This window comes from Streptomyces sp. NPDC047043 (assembly GCF_040644055.1).
In the GTDB taxonomy this organism is placed as follows: Bacteria; Actinomycetota; Actinomycetes; order Streptomycetales; family Streptomycetaceae; genus Streptomyces.
This window is the reverse complement of sequence record NZ_JBEYVO010000006.1, coordinates 54297-74170: the sequence shown is the minus strand read 5'-3', so window position 1 is coordinate 74170 and position 19874 is coordinate 54297. Positions and strand designations below refer to the sequence as shown.

Annotated in this window: 16 protein-coding genes; 5 read left to right on the top strand and 11 right to left on the bottom strand. The window is 72.0% G+C overall.

Features of this window, described 5'->3' with window-relative positions; translation table 11 throughout:
- Nucleotides 1-408: 408 nt before the first annotated feature.
- Nucleotides 409-1530, bottom strand: coding sequence for an ADP-ribosylglycohydrolase family protein (locus ABZ880_RS11095; protein ID WP_361260086.1), 1122 nt, complete (start codon nt 1528-1530; stop codon nt 409-411).
- Nucleotides 1531-1686: 156 nt separating this feature from the next.
- On the opposite strand from ABZ880_RS11095, the gene ABZ880_RS11090 reads away from it, so the two are divergent.
- Nucleotides 1687-2118, top strand: a complete 432-nt coding sequence (locus ABZ880_RS11090) for a class I SAM-dependent methyltransferase (protein WP_361260084.1) — start codon at nt 1687-1689, stop codon at nt 2116-2118.
- Nucleotides 2119-2127: 9 nt separating this feature from the next.
- On the opposite strand, the gene ABZ880_RS11085 is transcribed toward ABZ880_RS11090, so the two are convergent.
- Nucleotides 2128-5424 (bottom strand): tetratricopeptide repeat protein, encoded by a 3297-nt coding sequence (locus ABZ880_RS11085; RefSeq protein ID WP_361260082.1) that lies wholly within the window; start codon nt 5422-5424, stop codon nt 2128-2130.
- A gap of 92 nt (nt 5425-5516) precedes the next feature.
- Between ABZ880_RS11085 and ABZ880_RS11080 the strand changes: the two genes are divergently transcribed.
- On the top strand, nt 5517-6026 hold the full coding sequence (locus ABZ880_RS11080; RefSeq protein WP_361260080.1) for a DUF2165 domain-containing protein: 510 nt from the start codon (nt 5517-5519) through the stop codon (nt 6024-6026).
- Nucleotides 6027-6039: 13 nt separating this feature from the next.
- On the opposite strand, the gene ABZ880_RS11075 is transcribed toward ABZ880_RS11080, so the two are convergent.
- From ABZ880_RS11075 to ABZ880_RS11065, 3 genes are all read right to left on the bottom strand, one after another.
- Nucleotides 6040-6603, bottom strand: coding sequence for a hypothetical protein (locus tag ABZ880_RS11075; RefSeq protein ID WP_361260078.1), 564 nt, complete (start codon nt 6601-6603; stop codon nt 6040-6042).
- Between the two features lie 96 nt (nt 6604-6699).
- Nucleotides 6700-9282: a bifunctional FO biosynthesis protein CofGH gene (locus ABZ880_RS11070; protein ID WP_361260076.1), complete on the bottom strand. Its 2583-nt coding sequence runs from the start codon at nt 9280-9282 to the stop codon at nt 6700-6702.
- Nucleotides 9283-9349: 67 nt separating this feature from the next.
- Nucleotides 9350-10216 (bottom strand): LLM class F420-dependent oxidoreductase, encoded by an 867-nt coding sequence (locus ABZ880_RS11065; RefSeq protein WP_361260075.1) that lies wholly within the window; start codon nt 10214-10216, stop codon nt 9350-9352.
- Nucleotides 10217-10372: 156 nt separating this feature from the next.
- Between ABZ880_RS11065 and ABZ880_RS11060 the strand changes: the two genes are divergently transcribed.
- Nucleotides 10373-11782 (top strand): CehA/McbA family metallohydrolase, encoded by a 1410-nt coding sequence (locus ABZ880_RS11060; RefSeq protein WP_361260073.1) that lies wholly within the window; start codon nt 10373-10375, stop codon nt 11780-11782.
- Here ABZ880_RS11060 and ABZ880_RS11055 read toward each other — a convergent pair.
- The gene (locus ABZ880_RS11055; protein ID WP_361260071.1) at nt 11765-12595 is read right to left on the bottom strand and encodes an endonuclease/exonuclease/phosphatase family protein; all 831 of its coding nucleotides are present in this window, start codon (nt 12593-12595) and stop codon (nt 11765-11767) included. The genes ABZ880_RS11060 and ABZ880_RS11055 overlap by 18 nt on opposite strands.
- Before the next feature lie 80 nt (nt 12596-12675).
- Here ABZ880_RS11055 and ABZ880_RS11050 point away from each other — a divergent pair, with 80 nt between their 5' ends.
- Entirely contained in the window at nt 12676-13068 is a 393-nt protein-coding gene (locus ABZ880_RS11050; protein ID WP_361260069.1) for a nitroreductase/quinone reductase family protein, read from the top strand.
- Between the two features lie 10 nt (nt 13069-13078).
- Here the strand turns inward: ABZ880_RS11050 and ABZ880_RS11045 are convergent, their stop codons facing one another.
- The gene (locus tag ABZ880_RS11045) at nt 13079-13855 is read right to left on the bottom strand and encodes an alpha/beta hydrolase (RefSeq protein WP_361260067.1); all 777 of its coding nucleotides are present in this window, start codon (nt 13853-13855) and stop codon (nt 13079-13081) included.
- Between the two features lie 121 nt (nt 13856-13976).
- Here ABZ880_RS11045 and ABZ880_RS11040 point away from each other — a divergent pair, with 121 nt between their 5' ends.
- A complete protein-coding gene (locus ABZ880_RS11040; RefSeq protein WP_361260528.1) occupies nt 13977-14621 on the top strand; it encodes an SDR family NAD(P)-dependent oxidoreductase in 645 nt (214 codons plus the stop codon).
- A gap of 7 nt (nt 14622-14628) precedes the next feature.
- Here ABZ880_RS11040 and ABZ880_RS11035 read toward each other — a convergent pair whose 3' ends face one another.
- From ABZ880_RS11035 to ABZ880_RS11020, 4 genes are all read right to left on the bottom strand, one after another.
- On the bottom strand, nt 14629-16119 hold the full coding sequence (locus tag ABZ880_RS11035) for an aldehyde dehydrogenase family protein (protein WP_361260065.1): 1491 nt from the start codon (nt 16117-16119) through the stop codon (nt 14629-14631).
- Nucleotides 16116-17846: a D-aminoacylase gene (locus tag ABZ880_RS11030; protein ID WP_361260063.1), complete on the bottom strand. Its 1731-nt coding sequence runs from the start codon at nt 17844-17846 to the stop codon at nt 16116-16118. The genes ABZ880_RS11035 and ABZ880_RS11030 overlap by 4 nt, the downstream gene beginning before the upstream one ends.
- Before the next feature lie 14 nt (nt 17847-17860).
- Nucleotides 17861-18979, bottom strand: a complete 1119-nt coding sequence (locus ABZ880_RS11025) for an LLM class flavin-dependent oxidoreductase (protein ID WP_361260061.1) — start codon at nt 18977-18979, stop codon at nt 17861-17863.
- Between the two features lie 124 nt (nt 18980-19103).
- On the bottom strand, nt 19104-19874 hold the full coding sequence (locus tag ABZ880_RS11020; protein ID WP_361260059.1) for an SDR family oxidoreductase: 771 nt from the start codon (nt 19872-19874) through the stop codon (nt 19104-19106).

Sequence of the window (19874 nt, the reverse complement as noted above, 5' to 3'; positions counted from 1 at the left end):
GAGCGTCGGCGACCGACGGCAAGGCGGCTGGGGCCCCCTGGGGGCGCGCGTTGCCTGGGCCCGCGACGCCGAGCCGATGCGCCGGCCGGGCCCTGGGTCATCTCGATGCCGAGAGTGGGAGAGCGTGCGGCTGCACGGCGGAGGAGGGAGTCCACGCGGAGCGTCGGCGACCGACGGCAAGGCGGCTGGGGCCCCCTGGGGGCGCGCGTTGCCTGGGCCCGCGACGCCGAGCCGATGCGCCGGCCGGGCCCTGGGCCATCTCGATGCCGAGAGTGGGAGAGCGCGCGGCTGCACGGCGGAGGAGGGAGTCCACGCGGAGCGTCGGCGACCGACGACAAGGCGGCTGGGGCCCCCTGGGGGCGCGCGTTGCCTGGGCCCGCGACGCCGAGCCGATGCGCCGGCCGGGCCCTAGCCCTGGCCCCGCGGGTACCTCGTAAGCCAGCCCGGTGAGGATCCTGCGGGGCCGTGCAGGGCCGGGCCCTGGGTCATCTCCATGGCGAAGTCGTCGGCCAGTTCCAGCAGGGTCGGGCGGCCCTCCAGTTCGGCCAGCCAGGCCGGCGGGAGGGCCGTTTCGCCGTGCAGGGCGCCGAGCAGGCCGCCGGTGAGTGCGCCCGCCGCACCGGAGGGGCCGTCGTGGTTGACGGCGAGGCACAGTCCGTGCCGGACGTCCTCGCCGACCAGCGCGCAGTACACGGCGGCCGCCAGCACCCCCTCCGCCGTACCGTCCCCCGCGAGTTCGGCCACCCGGGCCGGCGTCGGCATGCCCTGCCGTACCGCCCCCAGGGCGTGCTGCAGGGCGTCCGAGACCGACTGGTGCCCCGGGCGCGCGGCGAGCAGCGCGAGGGCCCGCTGGACGGCGCCGTCGAGGCTCTCGCCGCGGGCCAGCCCGTGCACGATCACGGCGTACGCGCCCGCCGACAGGTACGCCATCGGGTGCCCGTGGGTCTGCGCCGCGCACTCCACCGACAGCTGCATGACCAGCTGCGGCTCCCAGCCGACCAGCAGCCCGAAGGGCGCGGAACGGGTGGCCGCCTCGGGCCCGACCTCGGTGGGGTTCTTGGGCGCGTCCAGGGTGCCCATGTTCTCGTCCCCGAACCCGAGGAGCAGCGAGCGGGTCGGGTCCCGCCGGGCGTACAGCCATTCCTCCCGGGCCAGCCACCCGTCGTCCTTGCGGCGCTCGTCGGGCCCCCAGTCGCGCTGGGTGGCCGCCCAGCGCAGATACGCGCGGTGCAGGTCGGTCGGCGGGTGCCAGGCGCCGGTGTCCCGTCTGACCTGGGCGCGTATCAGCCCGTCGACGGAGAAGAGGGTGAGCTGTGTGAGGTGGGTGACGGCGCCGCGTCTGCCGTACGCGAAGGCGAGGTCCACGACGCCCTCGGCACCGTACGCCTCCCTGATCCCGTCGAGGTCGAGCCCGTCCACGGGCGCCCCCAGCGCGTCCCCGACGGCGGCCCCGAGCAGCGTCCCCCGCACCCGGCTGCGGAAATCCTGCTGTTCGACACGGCCCCATATGGCCCCGGCTGTCGCACTCACCAAGACCTCCCCGATGGCACCGCCCGACTCATGACAGCTCAGCACTGTAATCGAACGGGAACGGTCCGTTCAGGGGGCGATTTGGTATGGGGCATGTGGCCGGAGTGATCCCGAGTGGTCGGTTGTCGACGGATGTCCGGCTCGTACCCTGAGGAAATGACGCGGGATCTGTCCGACCGGCTCCGTGCCGTCGTCGATGCGCTGCCGCTGCGCGAGGGGATGCGGGTCCTGGAGATCGGCTGCGGGCCCGGCGCCGCGGCCCGTGAGGTCGTCCGCAGGATCGGGGACGGTCACGTCCACGCGATCGACCGTTCGCCCCGCGCGCTCGACCGGGCCGTGGCGGGGTCCGCGGCGGAGATCGCGTCCGGCCGTCTGGTCTTCGAGCTGGTGGCCGCGGAGGACTTCACACTGCCGGCGGGCGGGCGCCCGTTCGACCTGGCCTTCGCGGTCAGGGTGGGAGCCCTGGACGGCCGCCACCCCGAGGCGGGCGGCCGCGCCCTGGCCCGGATCGCCGCCGCCCTCACGCCGACGGGACGGCTGATGGTCGGGGACGGGGCGGTCATGGCTGAGCTCCGGCTGCCGCGCTGACGTGCGGTTCTACTGGATGGCGTCCCGGGCCTGCGTGACCGCCGTCAGGTAGGGGGCAAGGCGGGTTCCGTCGGCCTCGGGGCTCTGGAGGAGTTCGGTGAGGATGCCTGCGAGCTCCGCGAGCTCGTCCCAGTCGGGGGTCAGGGCCAGGAACTCCGCCAGGCCCTGGTCTGCCTCCGCCCAGTCGCCGAGAGCGCAGGCGATGAAGCATCGGCCCTCCGCACGCTCCAGCTCGCTCAGTTCACCATCGCGCACGAGCCGGAGCAGCTCCCGCCACCGCGGCTCCGCGGCCCGTAGTCCCTCGGAACGGCTGATGGTGAGCGCCAGTTGGAGGGCGCCGAAGGGCGGATGGGACGTGCACAGGGCCTCGGCGATCCGTCGGGCCTGCGCCCACTGCCCGCGGTGGCGGTGCACCTCGGCGCGGAGGTCGTCCAGGTCGTCCTCGGGCACCGCCCGTTCCGCCGCCTCGGCGAGCCGGGTCGTCGCCTCGTCCCAGCGGCCGGACAGGATCAGCACCTCCACGGCCCTTCGGCGCGCCCAGACCGGCTCCTCGTCCAGGGCGACGCACCGGTCCAGATCGGCCACCGCCTGCTCGCTCCGCCCGATCACCACCAGGACCCGCGCCCGCCGGCCGTAGGCCCACGCGTACTCCGGATCCAGCTCCAGGGCCCGGTCCAGACACCGGAGAGCCTCCTGGTACTCCTTCCGTGAGCGGTGGACCGCTGCGAGACCGGCCAACGTGGGTTCGTAGTCGGGATTCCGTTCCAGGACGCGGCGGAAGACGGCGATCGCGTCCTCGTAGCGGTCCTCGATCCGGTACTCCTCCCCCAGGTCGTGGCTGAAGGACTCGACATCGGGAGCCAGGCCGACCGCCCGGTGCAGGTCCTCGAACATGCCCTCCCGGTCGCCCAGCCGCCCGCGCACACGGGACCGCATCCACACGGCCCAGGCGTAGTCGGGCTTCAGCTCGACGGCACGGTCGAGGTCGGCCAACGCCTCCTCCTCCCGGCCCAGTTCGTGGAGGGCCGCTCCCCTGCTCGCCAGGGCCGAGGGGTAGTCGGGCTTGAGGGAGACGGCCCGGCCCAGCTCGGCGACGGCGTCCTCGAAACGGCCCGCGAGACGGTAGACGTCGCCCCGTTCCGACGCGATCCACGCCGCGTCCGGTGCCTTCGCGACCACGCGGTCGAACTCGGCGAACGCCTGGTCCAGTTCGCCCCGGGAACGGCGCAGGCGGGCCCGGCGCACCAGCGTCCACAGGTCGTCCCCGTCGATGCTCAGCGCCCGGTCGAAGTCGGCGAGCGAGGCGTCGTACCGCCCCAGAGTGTGCCGGCACACGGCTCGCCCGGTCAGCGCGGCGGCGTCGGTCGGGTCGAGGGCGATGGCCCGGTCGAAGTCGGCGACGGCCTCCTCGAAGCGGGCCGCCAGCCGATAGGTCTCCGCGCGCTCGGCGATGATCCACCCGATGTCGGGGGCCAGTTCGGCCGCCCGGTCGAAGGCGGCCAGCGCCGCCGGGAAGTCGTCCATCAGCTGGAGCGTGAGACCGCGACCGTAGTGGGCCAGTTCCTGCTGCGGATCGAGTTCGACCGCGTGATCCAGCTCCGCCAGTGCCCGTGCGTACTCCCGGTTGCGGCGCAGTTCCCTGGCTCGCAGCACATGCGACAGCGCCCGGCCGTCGGCATCGAGTCCCGGACGGGCCAGCAGCAGGTCCATCGCCCTGGTCGCCCCGGACTCGTCGTCCGCGAGCGCCTCGCCCAGTTCCCGGCCCCAGGCGAGCAGGACCTGGTGCTCCGTCGCGGCGCCCGCGTCCTCCAGCATCCGCGCCCAGCTGCGGCCGACGACCTCGTCCGCGTCATGGCAGGCCTCGACGAACCGCCGCAGCGCGTCGGCGAGCGCCGCGGGCGGGCGGGCGCAGAGCAGGTGGTACGTCTCCTCCAGCAGGAGTGCGCGCCACTCCTCGTCCGACCACAGGCCCTCGTCCTCCCGGCCGGCCTCGGCGTCGGCGCGCCACTCGCCGTAGGCCTCCGCCAGCTTCCGGTGCCGCGGCGCCCACGTGCGCGGGGACTGGCGTCGCTCCAGCCGCAGCATCTGCGCCCGTACGACGTCGTGGTACTGCGTCCGCTCCCCGCCCTGGTCGACGAAGGGCAGGGCCGTCAACCACTCGTACAGCTCGTCCCGTTCGTCGTCGGGGCGCTCGACCAGGACCCGGAACACGTCCGCGTCCAGCCACCGGGGCAGCGCGCAGAGCGTGGCCACGTCACGGCGGACCTTCGGCTCCCGGTCCAGGAACCGGCCGACGGCAGTGGTGCTCGGGTCGCGTACGTTGTCCGGGCCGCCGGGCCGGTTCTCCGCGAGCGTCGACACGAGCACGGGCAGGCCGCCGGTGAGCCGCAGCACCTCCTCGACGACCGGCTCGGCCACGACCCCGCGCCCGGCGAGCAGCCGCCGCGCCTCGGCCTCGGTGAACGGCTCCAGCGGCACGTCCGCCACGGAGTGCAGGCCGCTGCCGCGCACGGAGTCCAGGGGGCGCTGCCCGGCGGTGACGACGACGAGGGTGGCGGGCAGCCGCCGGTCCGCCTCGTCCGCCGTGAGCATCTCGTGCAGCCACGGCTCGAGATACGGTCCGGTGCGCTCGTACGTGTCGAAGAACAGGACGATCCACGGGGCCGCGGAGGCGGCGTCCCGCAGTTCGCGGAGCAGGAGTGGGGTGAGCACCTTCTCCGGTGTGACCACCAGGTCCGCGTCGTCCTGGTTGCGGAAGCGGGCACCGAGCCCGGCCCGCAGCCGGTCCGCGCCCTGGGCGAGCCGGTCCGCTGGGACGGCCCTGGTGACCATGCCGGCGAACGGGACGGTCGCGTCCAGCACACCGATGCCCACCTCCACCGCGGCCAGGCTGCCCGCCGACGGTGTCCGCGGCTCGGGGGACGAAGCGGCGAGGGCGGCCGCCTCCGCCTCGCGCCGCCGGTCACGATAGGTGGCGAGCCTGCGCTCCAGCGCCTTCAACCGCCGCCCTTGATCAGCGAACTGACGGCACATCACCTCAAGCGCCCCCGGCACGCTTCCGGCGCCCTCGCCGACGTACGCCGTCAACGCGCCGCGCTCACGCGCCAGATGCTCCCACTCCCGGACCAGGGAGGTCTTCCCGATCCCGGCGGGGCCGTGCACATGGAAGCGGAAGCGGTGGCGGCCGTCGTCGAGCGGGATGTCGAAGTTCCCCAGGAACGCGGCACATTCGGCCTCCCGGCCGACGAATCCGGCCCGAGTGCTCCGCCGGTTCAGCTCCTGCATCGACGGATCCGCCTGCGCCATGTGTACGTCCGTCCCCTCGTCCCGGCCCGTCCGCGCTCCATTCTGGCTCAATTTGCGTCACCACACTGATCACCAAGGGGAAGATTGCTGTCATGTCCACCAACACAACTCCCCCCACGCGCGCCCTCACCCTCACAGCCGCGCTCCTCACCGCCGGCGTCGCGCTCTACATCGCCCTCGTCGCCTTCGGGAACATCACCGACTTCGGGACGAACCAGGCGTTCGTCCAGCATGTCCTGGCCATGGACACCACGTTCAAGGACGACGACCTGATGTGGAGAGCGATCACCAACAAGGGTCTGCAGAACGCCACTTACATCGTGATCATCGTCTGGGAGACCCTCGCCGCGCTCGTCCTCGTCTACGGCACCTGGCTCTGGGCCCGGCGCGATTACACCCGTGCCCGCAGCATCTCCACCTACGGGCTGCTGATGCTGTTGCTGCTCTTCGGCGCCGGGTTCATCGCGATCGGCGGTGAGTGGTTCTCCATGTGGCAGTCGAAGACCTGGAACGGGCTCGACGCCGCGCTGCGGGTGTTCGTCTTCAGCGGGATCTCGCTGCTCGTGGTGCTGCTGAGCGACCGGCGGACGGACGGCAACTGACCGCCGGCGGCGGCTACTTGACCACGGCCACCTTCGTGCCCGCCGTCCCGAACGTCCACACCGCGGCCCCGTCCGCCGTCCGCATCCGGATGCCACCCGTCTGCGTACCGGACGCGGGCGGCGGGGACGAGCCGTCCACCGCGTTGGAGAAGGCGATGTTGGCTCCGGATTTGGCCGAGAAGTACACGATGTGCTCGATCTTCACGCCGTCCGAGCCGGTCAGCGGCCCCTCGGCGCGGGTGCCGACCGTGTACGTGCCCGGGTCCGGGCTCACCGTCCCCGGCCACACCGCGAACGTACGCCGGGCGGCGTCGTTCGCGTCGACCAGCCACACGGTCTTCTTCCCGAGGGAGTAGACGATGCGGCGGCCGGTGCCGGAGCCGTCCGGCACCGCCGCCGGCGGCGCGGTCTTCGTGGGGGTGGGATGCGCGCCCGGCGACGCCGACGAGCCCGGCCGGGCGGCGACCGCGTGGGGCTTCGTTCCCTTGTCGGCCTGCACGGCCAGGACGACGACAGCGGCGATCGCTCCCACCGTGAGACCGGTCACCCAGACCTTCGGGGCTGGCACGGCACGCATCTCCTCAGCTAAGGGTCCCCGCCGAACGGGGGCCCGATCATCGTACCGGCCCCCGTCTCGACGCCCTTCCCCTCAGTCCGGCACTCGGTCCGGCACTCAGTCCAGCACCGGCAGCAGCTCCGGCAGGTGCCCGTCCGACACCGCCGCCGCCCGCTGCCGCTCCTGAGACACCTCGCCGTAGAGGGTCGTGCGCGGCTTCGCCGGGCGGCCCGCCGCGTCCGCCACCGCGATCAGGTCCTTGACCGACTTGTACGAGCCGTAGGAGGAGCCGGCCATGCGGGAGATCGTCTCCTCCATCAGCGTGCCGCCCAGGTCGTTCGCACCGGAGCGGAGCATCTCCGCGGCGCCCTCCGTGCCGAGCTTGACCCAGCTGGTCTGGATGTTGGGGATGTGCGGGTGGAGGAGCAGGCGGGCCATCGCCGTCACCGCGCGGTTGTCGCGGGTCGTCGGGCCCGGGCGGGAGATGCCCGCCAGGTACACCGGGGCGTTGGTGTGGATGAAGGGAAGCGTCACGAACTCGGTGAAGCCGCCGGTCTGTTGCTGGATGCCCGCCAGGGTCCGCAGGTGCCCGAGCCAGTGACGCGGCTGGTCGACGTGGCCGTACATCATGGTCGAGCTCGACCGTATGCCCAGCTCGTGGGCGGTCGTGACGACCTCGATCCACGTCGCCGTCGGCAGCTTGCCCTTGGTGAGCACCCAGCGGACCTCGTCGTCGAGGATCTCCGCCGCCGTGCCGGGGATGGAGTCCAGCCCGGCCTCCTTCGCCGCGCTCAGCCACTCGCGGACGGACATCCCGGTGCGCGTCGCGCCGTTCACGACCTCCATGGGCGAGAAGGCGTGGACGTGCATACCGGGCACGCGCTCCTTCACCGCCTTCGCGATGTCGAAGTACGCCGTCCCCGGCAGGTCGGGGTGGATGCCGCCCTGCATGCAGACCTCCACCGCGCCCAGGTCCCAGGCCTGTTGGGCCCGGTCGGCGACCTGCTCCAGGGAGAGCGTGTACGCGTCGGCGTCGGTGCGGCGCTGGGCGAAGGCGCAGAAGCGGCAGCCGGTGTAGCAGACGTTGGTGAAGTTGATGTTGCGGGTGACGATGTACGTCACGTCGTCGCCGACGGCCGACCTGCGCACGTCGTCCGCGATCCGCGTCAGCGCATCCAGCGCCGGGCCGTCCGCGTGCAGCAGGGCGAGGGCCTCCTCGTCGGTCAGCTTCGTCGGGTCGTCGGCCGCCGTCGCCAGCGCCGCCCGTACGTCCGTGTCGATGCGCTCGGGCACCATGCCGGGCGCGGCCGCCTCGCGCAGGGCGGCCCAGTCGCCGTACACCTCGTCGAAGTCGTCGCGGCGGTCGGACGTACGGCCCTCGGTGTCGATGGTGGTGTGCAGATCCGTACGGCCGGAGGAGACGAACGCCTCCTCGGGCTCCTGCCACGGGTGGCCCTCGACGGTCGCGTCCGGTCGCGCAAGGCCGGTCTCCGGGTCCGCCAGAGCGCGTACGTGCGGGCGCAGCCGCGGGTCCAGCCAGGGCTCGCCGCGCTGCACGAACTCCGGGTAGACGCAGAGCCGTTCGCGCAGCTCGAAGCCTGCGGCGCGCGAGCGCTCGGTGAGCTCCTCGATCTGCGGCCAGGGGCGCTCGGGGTTCACATGGTCGATCGTCAGCGGCGAGACGCCGCCCCAGTCGTCGATGCCGGCGCCGATCAGCCGCTCGTACTCGGAGTCGACCAGGTTGGGCGGGGCCTGCAGACAGGCGCTCGGCCCCATGATGAGCCGTGCCACCGCCACCGTCGCGACCAGCTCGTCCAGCTCCGCGTCCGGCATGCCGCGCATCGCGGTGTCCGGCTTGGCCCGGAAGTTCTGGATGATCAGTTCCTGGATGCCGTGGTACGACCAGGACACGCGGCGCAGCGCGAAGAGGGACTCGGCGCGCTCCTCGTACGTCTCGCCGATGCCGATCAGGATCCCGGACGTGAAGGGGACGGAGGAGCGGCCGGCGTCCTCCAGGACGCGCAGCCGTACGGCGGGCTCCTTGTCCGGGGAGCCGTGGTGCGGGCCGCCGGGCTCGGACCACAGGCGGGTCGCGGTCGTCTCCAGCATCATGCCCATGCTCGGGGCGACCGGCTTGAGGCGCTGGAAGTCGGTCCAGGACATGACCCCGGGGTTGAGGTGGGGCAGCAGCCCCGTCTCCTCCAGGATGCGGATGGAGATGGCACGGACGTACGCGATGGTGTCGTCGTAGCCGTGCGCGTCGAGCCACTCCCGGGCCTCCGGCCACCGCTCCTCCGGCTTGTCGCCGAGGGTGATCAGGGCTTCCTTGCAGCCGAGCGCGGCGCCCTTGCGGGCGATGTCGAGGACCTCGTCCGGCGACATGAACATCCCGTGCCCGGCGCGGCGCAGCTTGCCGGGGACGGTGACGAAGGTGCAGTAGTGGCACTTGTCCCGGCACAGCCGGGTGAGGGGGATGAAGACGCTCTTCGAGTACGTGATGACGCCGGGGCGGCCGGCCGCGTCGAGACCTGCGTCGCGCACTCGGGCGGCGGACGCGGCGAGGTCGGTCAGAGCCTCGCCGCGGGCCTGCAGCAGGACGGCGGCCTCGGTGACATCGAGGGCGACGCCGTCACGGGCGCGTTTGAGGGCGCGGCGCATGGAGTTCTCGGTCGGGCCGGTTCCGGACGCGGAAGTCGTCATTCTTTGAGCATACGTTCGGGTTGATCAGGCCAAAGAAGCGTCGGCTCATCCACTGGAACCCCGTTCGTTACACGGTGTCACTGGAACCGGTCAGGAAGCTCCCGTACTCGTCGAGCACCCGCAGCACCTCCGGCTCCCCCGCCGGCGGCAGCTGTACGACGACCTCCTCGACGCCCAGTTCCGCGTAGTGCTCGAGCTTGCCGGGGGACGGGAAGACGGCGTACGGGACGATCTGGAGGGCGGACGGGTCACGGCCCGCGTCGGCCCAGGCCGTGCGCAGCACCGGCAGCGACTCCGTCAGGCCGCGGCCGCCGATCGGCATCCAGCCGTCGGCGTACTCGCAGATGTGGGAGAAGAGCTTCGGGCCGGCCGCCCCGCCGACGAGGGTGCGCGGGCCGACGACCGGGCCGCGCGGCTTCTGTGCCGGCTTGGGGTGGGCGTACGAGGCCCGTACGCTCCCGAACTCCCCCTCGTACGCGGTGGGTTCGTCGCCCCACAGCGCACGCATCAGCGCCATGCGGTCCCGGACCAGCTCCCGGCGGGTGCGCCACTCGACCCCGTGGTCGTCGGCCTCCTCGACGTTCCAGCCGAAGCCGAGGCCGAGGGTGAAACGGCCGCCGGAGAGATGGTCGAGGGTTGCGATCTGCTTGGCGAGGTCGATCGGGTCGTGCTGGGCGACCAGCGTGATGCCGGTGCCGAGGCCCAGGCTCTCGGTCACGGCGGCGGCCTGGCCGAGCGCGACGAAGGGGTCGAGGGTGCGGCCGTACTCGGGCGGCAGGTCGCCGCCCGCCGGGTACGGGGTCGCACGCTCCACCGGGATGTGCGTGTGCTCCGGCAGATACAGGCCGGCGAAACCTCGCGACTCCAGCTCACGGGCGAGCCGGACGGGGGCGATGGTCTCGTCGGTGAGGAAGATCGTGACGGCGATTCGCATGCCTCATCTGTACCGGTGTGGGCGCGAGATGTCCATACCAACTGGTCGGTTGTGGATTGTGTGTGCGTGCGGGTTTGTTGTGGCTGGTCGCGCCCACGCGGCGGAGCCGCAAATCGACACAGCCCCGCGCCCCTTGGGGCGGTCTACGTTGAGGGGGTGACGACGTTGCGCGGCACTCTGCTTCCCGGCTCACCGGACTACGTGTACGTACCCTTCGAAGTTCCCTCCGGCGTCCGCGAGTTGAAGGTCTCCTACACCTACGACAAGCCGTCCGTCCCACCCGGCACCCCCGGCAACGCCCTGGACATCGGTGTCTTCGACGAGCGCGGGACCGAGCTCGGCGGCGAGGGCTTCCGGGGCTGGTCGGGCGGGGCCCGCACCGAGTTCTTCATCCGCGCGGACGACGCGACGCCCGGGTATGTCCCCGGTCTCGTACGGGAGGGCACCTGGCACATCGCGCTGGGCCCGTACACGGTCGCTCCACAGGGGCTGTCGTACGAGATCACGGTCACGCTGACGCAGGGTGAGCCCGGCGAGACGCCGGCGCCGGTGTACCCGCCCTCGCGGGCGGCGGGCCGGGGGCGGGCCTGGTACCGGGGCGACTGTCACCTCCACTCCTGGCACTCGGACGGCCGCCGCACGCCGGCCGAGATCGCGGCGCTCGCCCGGTCGGCGGGCCTGGACTTCATCAACTCGTCGGACCACAACACACATACCTCGCACGCCCACTGGGCCCCGGAGGCCGGCGACGACCTGCTGATCCTGCTCGGTGAGGAGGTCACGACCCGCAACGGGCACGTGCTGGCGCTGGGCACGGCACCCGGCACCTTCGTGGACTGGCGCCACCGGGCCCGGGACGGCCGGTTCGGGCACTTCGCGCGGGGGATCCGGCGGGCCGGCGGTCTGGTCGTACCCGCCCATCCGTACGCCACGTGCATCGGCTGCGCCTGGAAGTTCGGGTACGGCGAGGCGGACGCCGTGGAGGTGTGGAACGGTCCCTGGACGCCCGACGACGAGGTGGCGCTCGCGGCGTGGGACGGGGCGCTGGTGGCGGCCGTGCGGGGCGGCGGCCGGGAGTGGCTGCCCGCCATGGGCAACAGCGACGCGCACCGGCCCCCGGACGCGGTGGGGCTGCCGCAGACGGTCGTGTTCGCCGAGGAGCTGACCCGGGAGGCGATCCTGGCGGGCATCCGGGCGGGGCGTTCGTATGTCGCCGAGTCGAAGAACGTGTCGCTGTCCTTCACGGCGACGGCAGAGGGCGGTGAACTCGCCGGTGTCGGCGAGCGGTTGGCGGTCGAGGACGCGCAGACGCCGGTCACCGTCCGCGCCGAGGTCACGGGCGCCCCGCGCTGCGTGGTGCGGTTCGTGACCGACCAGGGGGTGCTGTTCACCGGCGAGCCGCTGCCGGTGGCGGGTGCGGGGACGGTGGAGTGGCGCACGACGGCCTCGTACGCGGCCTATGTGCGGGCGGAGGTGCGGCACGAGACGGCGATGGGGCCGTTGCCCGGGGTGATGGCGGCGTTCACGAATCCCATCTTCCTGCTGAGGTCATCCGCCGGACGGTGAGTCCAGGTCGGCCACGACCGCCGCATGGTCGGACGGCCAGACCCCGTCCACCGGCCCGTCGCCGGCCCGCCGTGCGCCCCGCACCGTACCGATGCCGTCGGGCCCGGCCGGGCCGCCCACATGGACGTAGTCGATACGGGTGCTCGGTCCCAGGCCCGGATGCACGTACGGATTCGCGTGGTCCCAAGTGGCCGACGGGGCCGCCGGACCGGCGTAGTCCCACGCGTCGAAGAACGCCTGCCCGGGCACGGCGGGTGCGGTCCTGGTCCCGCCGAACAGCCGGATCTCGTCCGAATCGGGAGGGGCGTTGAAGTCGCCGGTGACGACGGGCGGGAAGTCGGTGCCGTGGCGGTGGGCGGCGACGAACTCGGCGAGGGCGGTGACCTGATCCCGGCGGACGGCCGAGGCGTGCAGGGGGGAGGTCAAGTGGACGGTGAAGAAGGGCACTTGGTGGCCGGGGGCGTCCAGGCGGGCGTACAGGGCGAGCCGTCCGTCGTCGAGGTCGGCGGGGGCGGGCAGCCGCAGCACCTCCTGCTCGGCGATGGGCCAGCGGCTCAGCACGGCGTTGCCCACCTCGACGCCGGGCTCCCCGATCCGCCGCTGCCATCGCTCGGAGGCGTGGGAGGCGGCCCACGTCCAGTGCAGGCCGAGTTCGCCGGCCAGCCACTCGGCGAGGTTCTCGCCGTCGGCGGCCCACACCTCCTGCAGCCCCACGACATCCGGCCGCAACTCGCGCAGCACGGCGGTGATCGCCTTCTGCCGCTCCTGCCACGGCCCGAACCGCCACCACACATTCCAGGTCACGACCCGCATGGGCCCACCGTCTTTCCTCGGGGGAACGTGCGAGACATTGAAGAGCACCGTCACCGCCGAAGAACAGGAGCTGCGTCACCATGCCCCGCCACTCGGAGACCAAGTACCGCTTCGCCACCGCGTTCCAGCGGCGCCTCAACCCCGTCATGCGCCGGCTGCCGCTGCAGACGGTGCTGGAGACGACGGGCCGCACCTCGGGCCTGCCCCGCCGGACGCCGGTCGGCGGGCGCCGGGTCGGTGACTCCTTCTGGCTGGTCTCCGAGTTCGGGGAGCGGTCCCAGTACGTCCGCAACATCGAGGCCGACCCGCGGGTACGGGTCCGGCTCCGGGGCCGCTGGCACACCGGCACGGCCCATCTCCTCCCTGACGACGACCCGATCGCCCGCCTGCGGGCACTGCGCTCGATGAACAGCGTGGCGGTGCGGGCGATCGGGGCGGGGTTGCTGACGGTGCGGGTGGACCTGGAGGACTGACTGACGCCCTTCAAACTGCCTTTGCGTACAGCTCGTTGATGATGCCGGCGACCGCCTGCGGGGCGCGCAGGGTCGGAAAGTGGTCGCATTCCGGATGCCGTACGAGGTGACAGCCGGGGATGCGGGCGGCCATCTCCTCGTTGCAGCGCACCACCTGGGACTGGTCCCGCTCGCCGAGCAGCAGCGTGCAGGGCAGGTCGAGCTCGCCGAGGCGGTCGAACACCGGGGCGTCCTCGGTCTCCTTGCCGTAGGTGGTGAACCAGGCCGGGATCGCCGCCCGCAGCACGTCCGCGGCGGCCCGGTCCGGCGGTGTGCCCGCCGCTCCCCACAGCCGCAGGCCGAGCGCCACGAGGCCGTCCATGTCCCCGGCGGTGGCCAGCTTGCCGATCTGCTCGGTCACCTCCGGCACCTCCAGGCCGGGGTAGCCGGAGACGCCGGGCACGAAGAGACCGAGGCCCGCCACCCGCCCGGGGTCGGCGAGCGCCAGCCCGAGGGCCGTCTGCCCGCCCATGCTCGAACCGGCCGGCACCGCCCGACGCACGCCGAAGTGGTCGAGGACCGCCCTCAGGTCATCGACCTGCGAGTACGACACGGTCGGCGCGGGAGACCTGCCGTATCCCCGGGCGTCGTACCGGATCACCCGTGGCAGCCCCTCCAGCCCCGGCAGCACCGGATCCCAGACCCGCGAATCCCCGACCCCGGGGTGCAGCAGCACCACCGGCACCGCGTCCCCACCCGTGTCCTCCGCCCAGATCTCGCCGCCGTCGACCCGCACCGTGGTTTCCATGGAGCCGACCCTGCCGGACCGCCACGCCGCACACCAGCAGAAAGCCGGTCGATCCGGAAGAAGACACCGCACCCTGGAGTTGACCTCCAGGGAAGAACACGCGACGAACGGGGAGCAGCTGATGGCGGGAGCAGTGATCATCGGAGCCGGCCCGGGCATCGGCCTGGCGGTGGCGCGGCGGTTCGCGGGTGAGGGTCTGCCCGTCGCGCTGCTCGCCCGTACCAAGGAGACGGTCGAGTCGGCGGCGGAGGCGGTGCGTCCCCTCGGAGTCCCCGCGCTCCCCCTGACCGCCGACAGCAGTGACGAGGCCGCCCTGCGCACCGCGCTGGACACCGCGGCGGAGGAGTTCGGCGTGCCGGACGTCCTCGTCTACAACGCCGCCGTCATCCGCCCCGACACCCTCGGCGGGCTCCCCCTCCCCGACCACCTGCACACCTACGCCGTCAACGTCCTCGGCGCCCTCACGGCCGCCGCCCACACCGCCCCTGCGATGGCCGCACGCGGCACCGGCACGATCCTCGTCACGGGCGGCATGCCCGAGCCGGATCCGGCATACGTGAGCCTGTCGCTGGGCAAGGCCGGCGTACGGTCGCTGGTCTCGCTGCTCGACCTGGAGTACGGCCCGTCCGGCGTCCACGTGGCCACGGTCACCGTGACCGGCGCGGTGGCCCCGGGCACGGCCTGGGACCCCGACGACATCGCCGAGCACTACTGGCGACTGCACACCCAGCCGCGCGCGCAGTGGGAGCGGGAGGTACTGCACTGACGGCCGGTCAGCCCGGCCACACGATCGCCTGCACCTCGCTGTACGCGTGCAGCGCGTACGACCCGACGTCCCGTCCCACCCCGCTCTTCTTGAACCCCCCGAACGGCGCCTCCATGTTGCGGCCGACGGTGTTCACGCCGACCCCGCCGGCCCGCAACTGCCGTGCCGCGCGGAAGGCGCGGGCGACGTCGCCGGACCAGACGTAGTCGATGAGGCCGTAGTCGCTGTCGTTGGCGAGTGCGATTCCCTCGTCCTCCTCGTCGAAGGGGATGACGACCACGACCGGTCCGAAGATCTCCTCGCGGGCCACGCGCATGTCGTTGGTGCAATCGGCGAGGAGGGTCGGGGCGACGTAGAAACCCCTGTCGAACGATGGGCGTTCGCCGCCCGTGACCACCACCGCGCCTTCCTTGCGGCCCAGTTCGACGTACGACTCCACGCGCTCCCGGTGGGCGGCCGAGATCACCGGGCCGACGGCCGTGTCCGATTCCCTCGGGTCGCCGACCTTCAACCGACCGGCGTATGCGGCCAGTTGCTCGACGAGTCGGTCGTACACACCCCGCTGCGCCAGCACCCGCGTCGGCGCCGTGCAGATCTGCCCGCTGTAGAAGGAGAAGGTGGTGCCGATCCCTGCCACCGCGGACCCCACGTCCGCGTCGTCGAAGACGACCGCCGCCCCCTTCCCGCCCAGCTCCATCAACTGCCGTTTCATGGACCGCCCGCACACCTCACCGATCCGCAGCCCGACCGCCGTGGAGCCGGTGAAGCTCACCATGTCGACGTCGGGGGAATCCACGGCCGCCTCGCCCACGGCAGTCGAGCGTCCGGTGACGACGTTCACCACGCCCGGCGGTGCGCCCGCCGCCTCCAACGCCTCCGCCATGCGGTAGACGGAGAGCGGGTCCTGCGGGGCCGGCTTCACGACCACCGTGTTGCCCATCGCCAGCGCCGGGGCGATCTTGCCGGCCGGGTTCGCCCACGGATTGTTGTACGACGTGATGCAGGTGACGACCCCGACCGGCTGCCGCACGGCCAGCGCACCCATCACGCCCGCCCTGCCCGCCCCCACTGCCTTAAGGGCGTGGGAGGTGCCCCCACCGGCCTCGTTGATCTGCGGCGGGATCGCCCACTCGGCGGGCTCCACGCGCGCGTAGCGCCGGAACCGGGCCACGCCCACCCCGACCTGCATCGCCCGGGCCGTGCCGGTCGTCGCCCCGGTCTCCGCCTGCGCCAGCTCCGCGTACGGCACGAAACGGCCGCCGATGATCTCCGCCGCGCGCCCCAGCACCGCCGCCCGCTCCTCCGGCGAGGTCCTCGACCACGGCCCGAAGGCCTCGCGGGCCGCGGCGCAGGCCGCGTGCACCTGATCCCGCGAGGCCTCCGGTGCCCACCCGACGGTCTCCTCGGTCGCCGGGTCGACCACGGCGTAGCGGCCCCCGTCCGGCTCGACCCACGAACCGCCGACGAACAGCCGCTGGCCGTCGGCCACTTGGCTCACCTGGTGCTCACCGTCCTCGTGTCCCGCCCGGAGCGCAGCACCTTCCCCGGTACGGCCCCGCTCACCACGTCGTCCCGGATCGCCTCGACCCCGTTGACCCACACGGCCCGCACCCCGACCGCCTTGGCATCGAGCCGCGGACTGTCACCCGGCAGGTCGTGCACCAGGGTGGCCGAGGCCGCGTCGATCCGTTCCGGGTCGAAGAGCACCAGGTCCGCATGGAACCCCTCCTCCACCCGGCCCCGCTCCCGCAGCCCGAACAGCCGTGCCGGATCGTCGGTCAGCATCTTCACGGCCTGCTCGAGACCGACCAGCTTCCGCCCGCGCAGACAGTCACCGATGAAGCGGGTGGTGTACGGGGCTCCGCACATACGGTCCAGATGCGCCCCGGCGTCCGACCCGCCCAGCATCACGTCCTCGTGCTGCCAGGTCTCGGCGCGCAGCGCCCAGGAAGCGGGGTCGTTGTCGGTGGGCATGGGCCACAGGACCGTACGGAGTTCGTCGGCCGCGCAGATCTCGACCAGGCAGTGGAAGGGGTCCTGCCCGCGCTCCTGTGCTATGTCACGTACCACCCGGCCCGTGAGCCCGGCGTTCGCCTCGCTGTACGTGTCACCGATGACGTACCGCCCGAAGTTCACGAGCCGCCGGAAGACGCCGGCCTCCTTCGACTCGGCGCGGCGCAGCATCTCCGCCCGTACGTCCGGGTCGCGGAGCTTGGCGATCCGCTCGGGCACGGGGAGTCCCAGGATCGGCCCCCACCCGGGTATCAGGTTCAGCGCACAGAAGGTGCCGAGGGACATGTTCATCGGCGTGAGGATCGGCATGGTGAGCGCGACGACCCGCCCGCCGGCCTTCCGCGCCTGCTCGCTCGCGAACAACTGCCGGGGCACGCGCTCGGGGACGGCCGCGTCGATGGTCAGCACGTTCCAGTTCAGGGGACGCCCGGCCGCCGCGCTCATCTCGACGAACAGATCGATCTCGGCGTCGCTGAACTGGTCGAGACACCCGGCCACGATCGCCTCGATCTGCGTCCCCTCGTGCTCACCGACGGCCCGGGACATGGCCAGCAACTCCGCCGGCTGCGCATGCCGCGAGGCGACCGGCTTCCCGTCGCCGTCGGAGTGGGTCGACGACTGGGTGGTGGAGAACCCCCAGGCCCCGGCATCCATGGCCGCGTGCAACAGCCCTACGATCTCCGCCAGTTGCTCTTCACTGGGCTGCCCACCGACGGCATCCGCCCCCATCACGTACCGCCGAAGCGCACAGTGCCCGACCATGAACCCGGCGTTGACGGCGATCCGCCCCTCGAGGGCGTCCAGATACTCCCCGAACGAACTCCAACTCCAGGGCGCCCCCTCCTCCAGGGCGACCAACGACATGCCCTCGACCTTGGACATCATGCGGCGCGTGTAGTCGGCGTCGTCGGGACGGGACGGATTCAGGGGCGCGAGCGTGAACCCGCAGTTCCCGGCCGCGACCGTCGTCACCCCGTGGTTGAGAGACGGGGTCGCGTACGGATCCCAGAACAACTGGGCGTCGTAGTGCGTGTGCGGATCGACGAAACCGGGTGCGAGGACGAGCCCGGCGGCGTCCTCGGTCGTCCGGGCCTCCTCGGTGACGATCCCGATGACGGCGATACGACCGTCCCGGATACCGACGTCGGCGGTGTACGCGGGCGCACCGGTCCCGTCGACGACGGTCGCCCCCTTGATGAGGTGGTCGAGCATCTGACCTGACCCCCTTACGCGGCCTGACGGAACCGGGTGGTCCGATGCACCGGATCCGTGTCGATCTTCGGAATCACGTGCTCCCCGATCAGCCTGATCGTCTGCAGCGTCTCCTCCTTGGGCACCCCCACCGGCAACCCGAAGCTCAACTGGTCCGCCCCCGCCTGCTCCCACCGCTTGCACTGCTGGAACACCTCGTCCGGGTCCCCGCAGATCAACAGCTCCTCTTCAATGAGGAGTTCGACGAACTCGGCGGTGTACTCGGGCAGCGTCTCCGGCCACACGGGGAACCCCTCGGGCCGCGGGAACGTGTCGTGGTACCGGAAGACGAGTGACGGCAGGTAGTGCAGGCCGCCGTTGACGGCGATCTCGATCGCCTCGGCGTGAGTGGGCGCACAGATCGCGGTCGTCGTCACCATCACGTTGTCGTTGACGAACTCCCCGACCGGCTCCGCGTTCACGACCGCCGTCTTGTACTGCTCCAGCACCCACTCCATGTCGGACACCTTCTGGATGCTGAACCCGAGCACCCCGAGCCCCTTCTGAGCGGCCATGGCGTACGACGGCGGCGACCCCGCCGCGTACCACATCGCCGGATGCGACTTCCCGTACGGCTTCGGCAGGACCTTCCGCGGCGGCAGCTGCCAGTGCTTGCCCTTGAAGCCGACGTACTCGTCCTGCATCCACATCTTCGGGAACTCGGCGATCGTCTCCTCCCAGATCTCCTTCGTGTAGTTCATGTCGGTGATGCCGGGAAGGAAGCCGAGGATCTCGTGCGAACCCGCACCCCGCCCGCTGCCGAACTCGAACCGGTTCCCGGACAGGTGGTCGAGCATGGCGACCTTCTCGGCCACCTTCACCGGGTGGTTGACCTGGGCGAGGGGGTTGAAGATGCCCGAGCCCAGGTGAATGCGCTCCGTCGCGTGGGCGAGGTACCCCAGGAACACATCGTTGGCGGAGAGATGCGAGTACTCCTCCAGGAAGTGGTGCTCGGAAGCCCACGCGTACTTGAAGCCCGACCGGTCCGCCTGGATGACGTACTCGGTCTCCTCCATCAGCGCCTTGTGCTCGGCGAGCGGGTCGGTCTCGGCGCGCTTGCCCACGTATCCCTGTACAAAGAGCCCGAATTCCAAGGCCGTTCACCGTCCCCGGTTCCGATGGTTTCTGACGCTCCGTCAGTTTCGATGGCCAGACTGTCGCACCACCCGCGTGGAGGGTCAATAGCTGATGGACAGTCAGATGGGTCGTCGTCCGTGTTCAGAAGACGCTGACCCCGGCCAGCCAACCCCCGTCGATCACGAACGGCTGCCCGGTGATGTAGGACGAGTCGTCGGAGGTCAGGAACAGCGCGAGCCGGGCCACCTCCTCCGGCCTGCCGATCCGCCCGAGCGGCACGAGCTTGCGGTACAGCTCGTCCAGCGCCCGGCCCGTCTCCTCCGCGTCCGCCCTCGGGTCCAGCTGGGCCGGGTTGGACATCGCGGTGTCGATCGCGCCGGGACACATGGCGTTGACGCGGATGCGCCGGTCGGCCAGTTCAAGCGCGGCGACACGGGTGAGGCCGAGGATGGCGTGCTTGGTGGCGGCGTACGTGCCGACTGCCGCCATGCCCGTCACGGCCGTGTACGAGGCGGTGTTGACGATCGTGCCGCCGTCCTCCATGACCGGCGCGACGGTCTTGATGCCGAGGAAGCAGCCGACCTGGTTGACCCGTACGACCTGCATGAACTCGTCCAGGGGCGTGTCGACGAGGGAGTTGAAGCGCAGGATGCCGGCGTTGTTGACGAGTCCGTCGATACGGCCGTACGCGTTCTTGACGGTGCTCACGGCGGACCGCCACTGGCCCTCCTCGCCCACGTCGAGGTGGATGTACCGGCCGCCGATGTCGCGGGCGAGAGCCTCGCCCTGGTCGTCGAGGACGTCGGCGACCACGACCTCGGCCCCTTCCGCTCGGAACAGGCGGGCCTCCTGCTCGCCCTGCCCGCGCGCCGCTCCGGTGACCAGGACGACGCGTCCGTCCAGCTTGCCCAT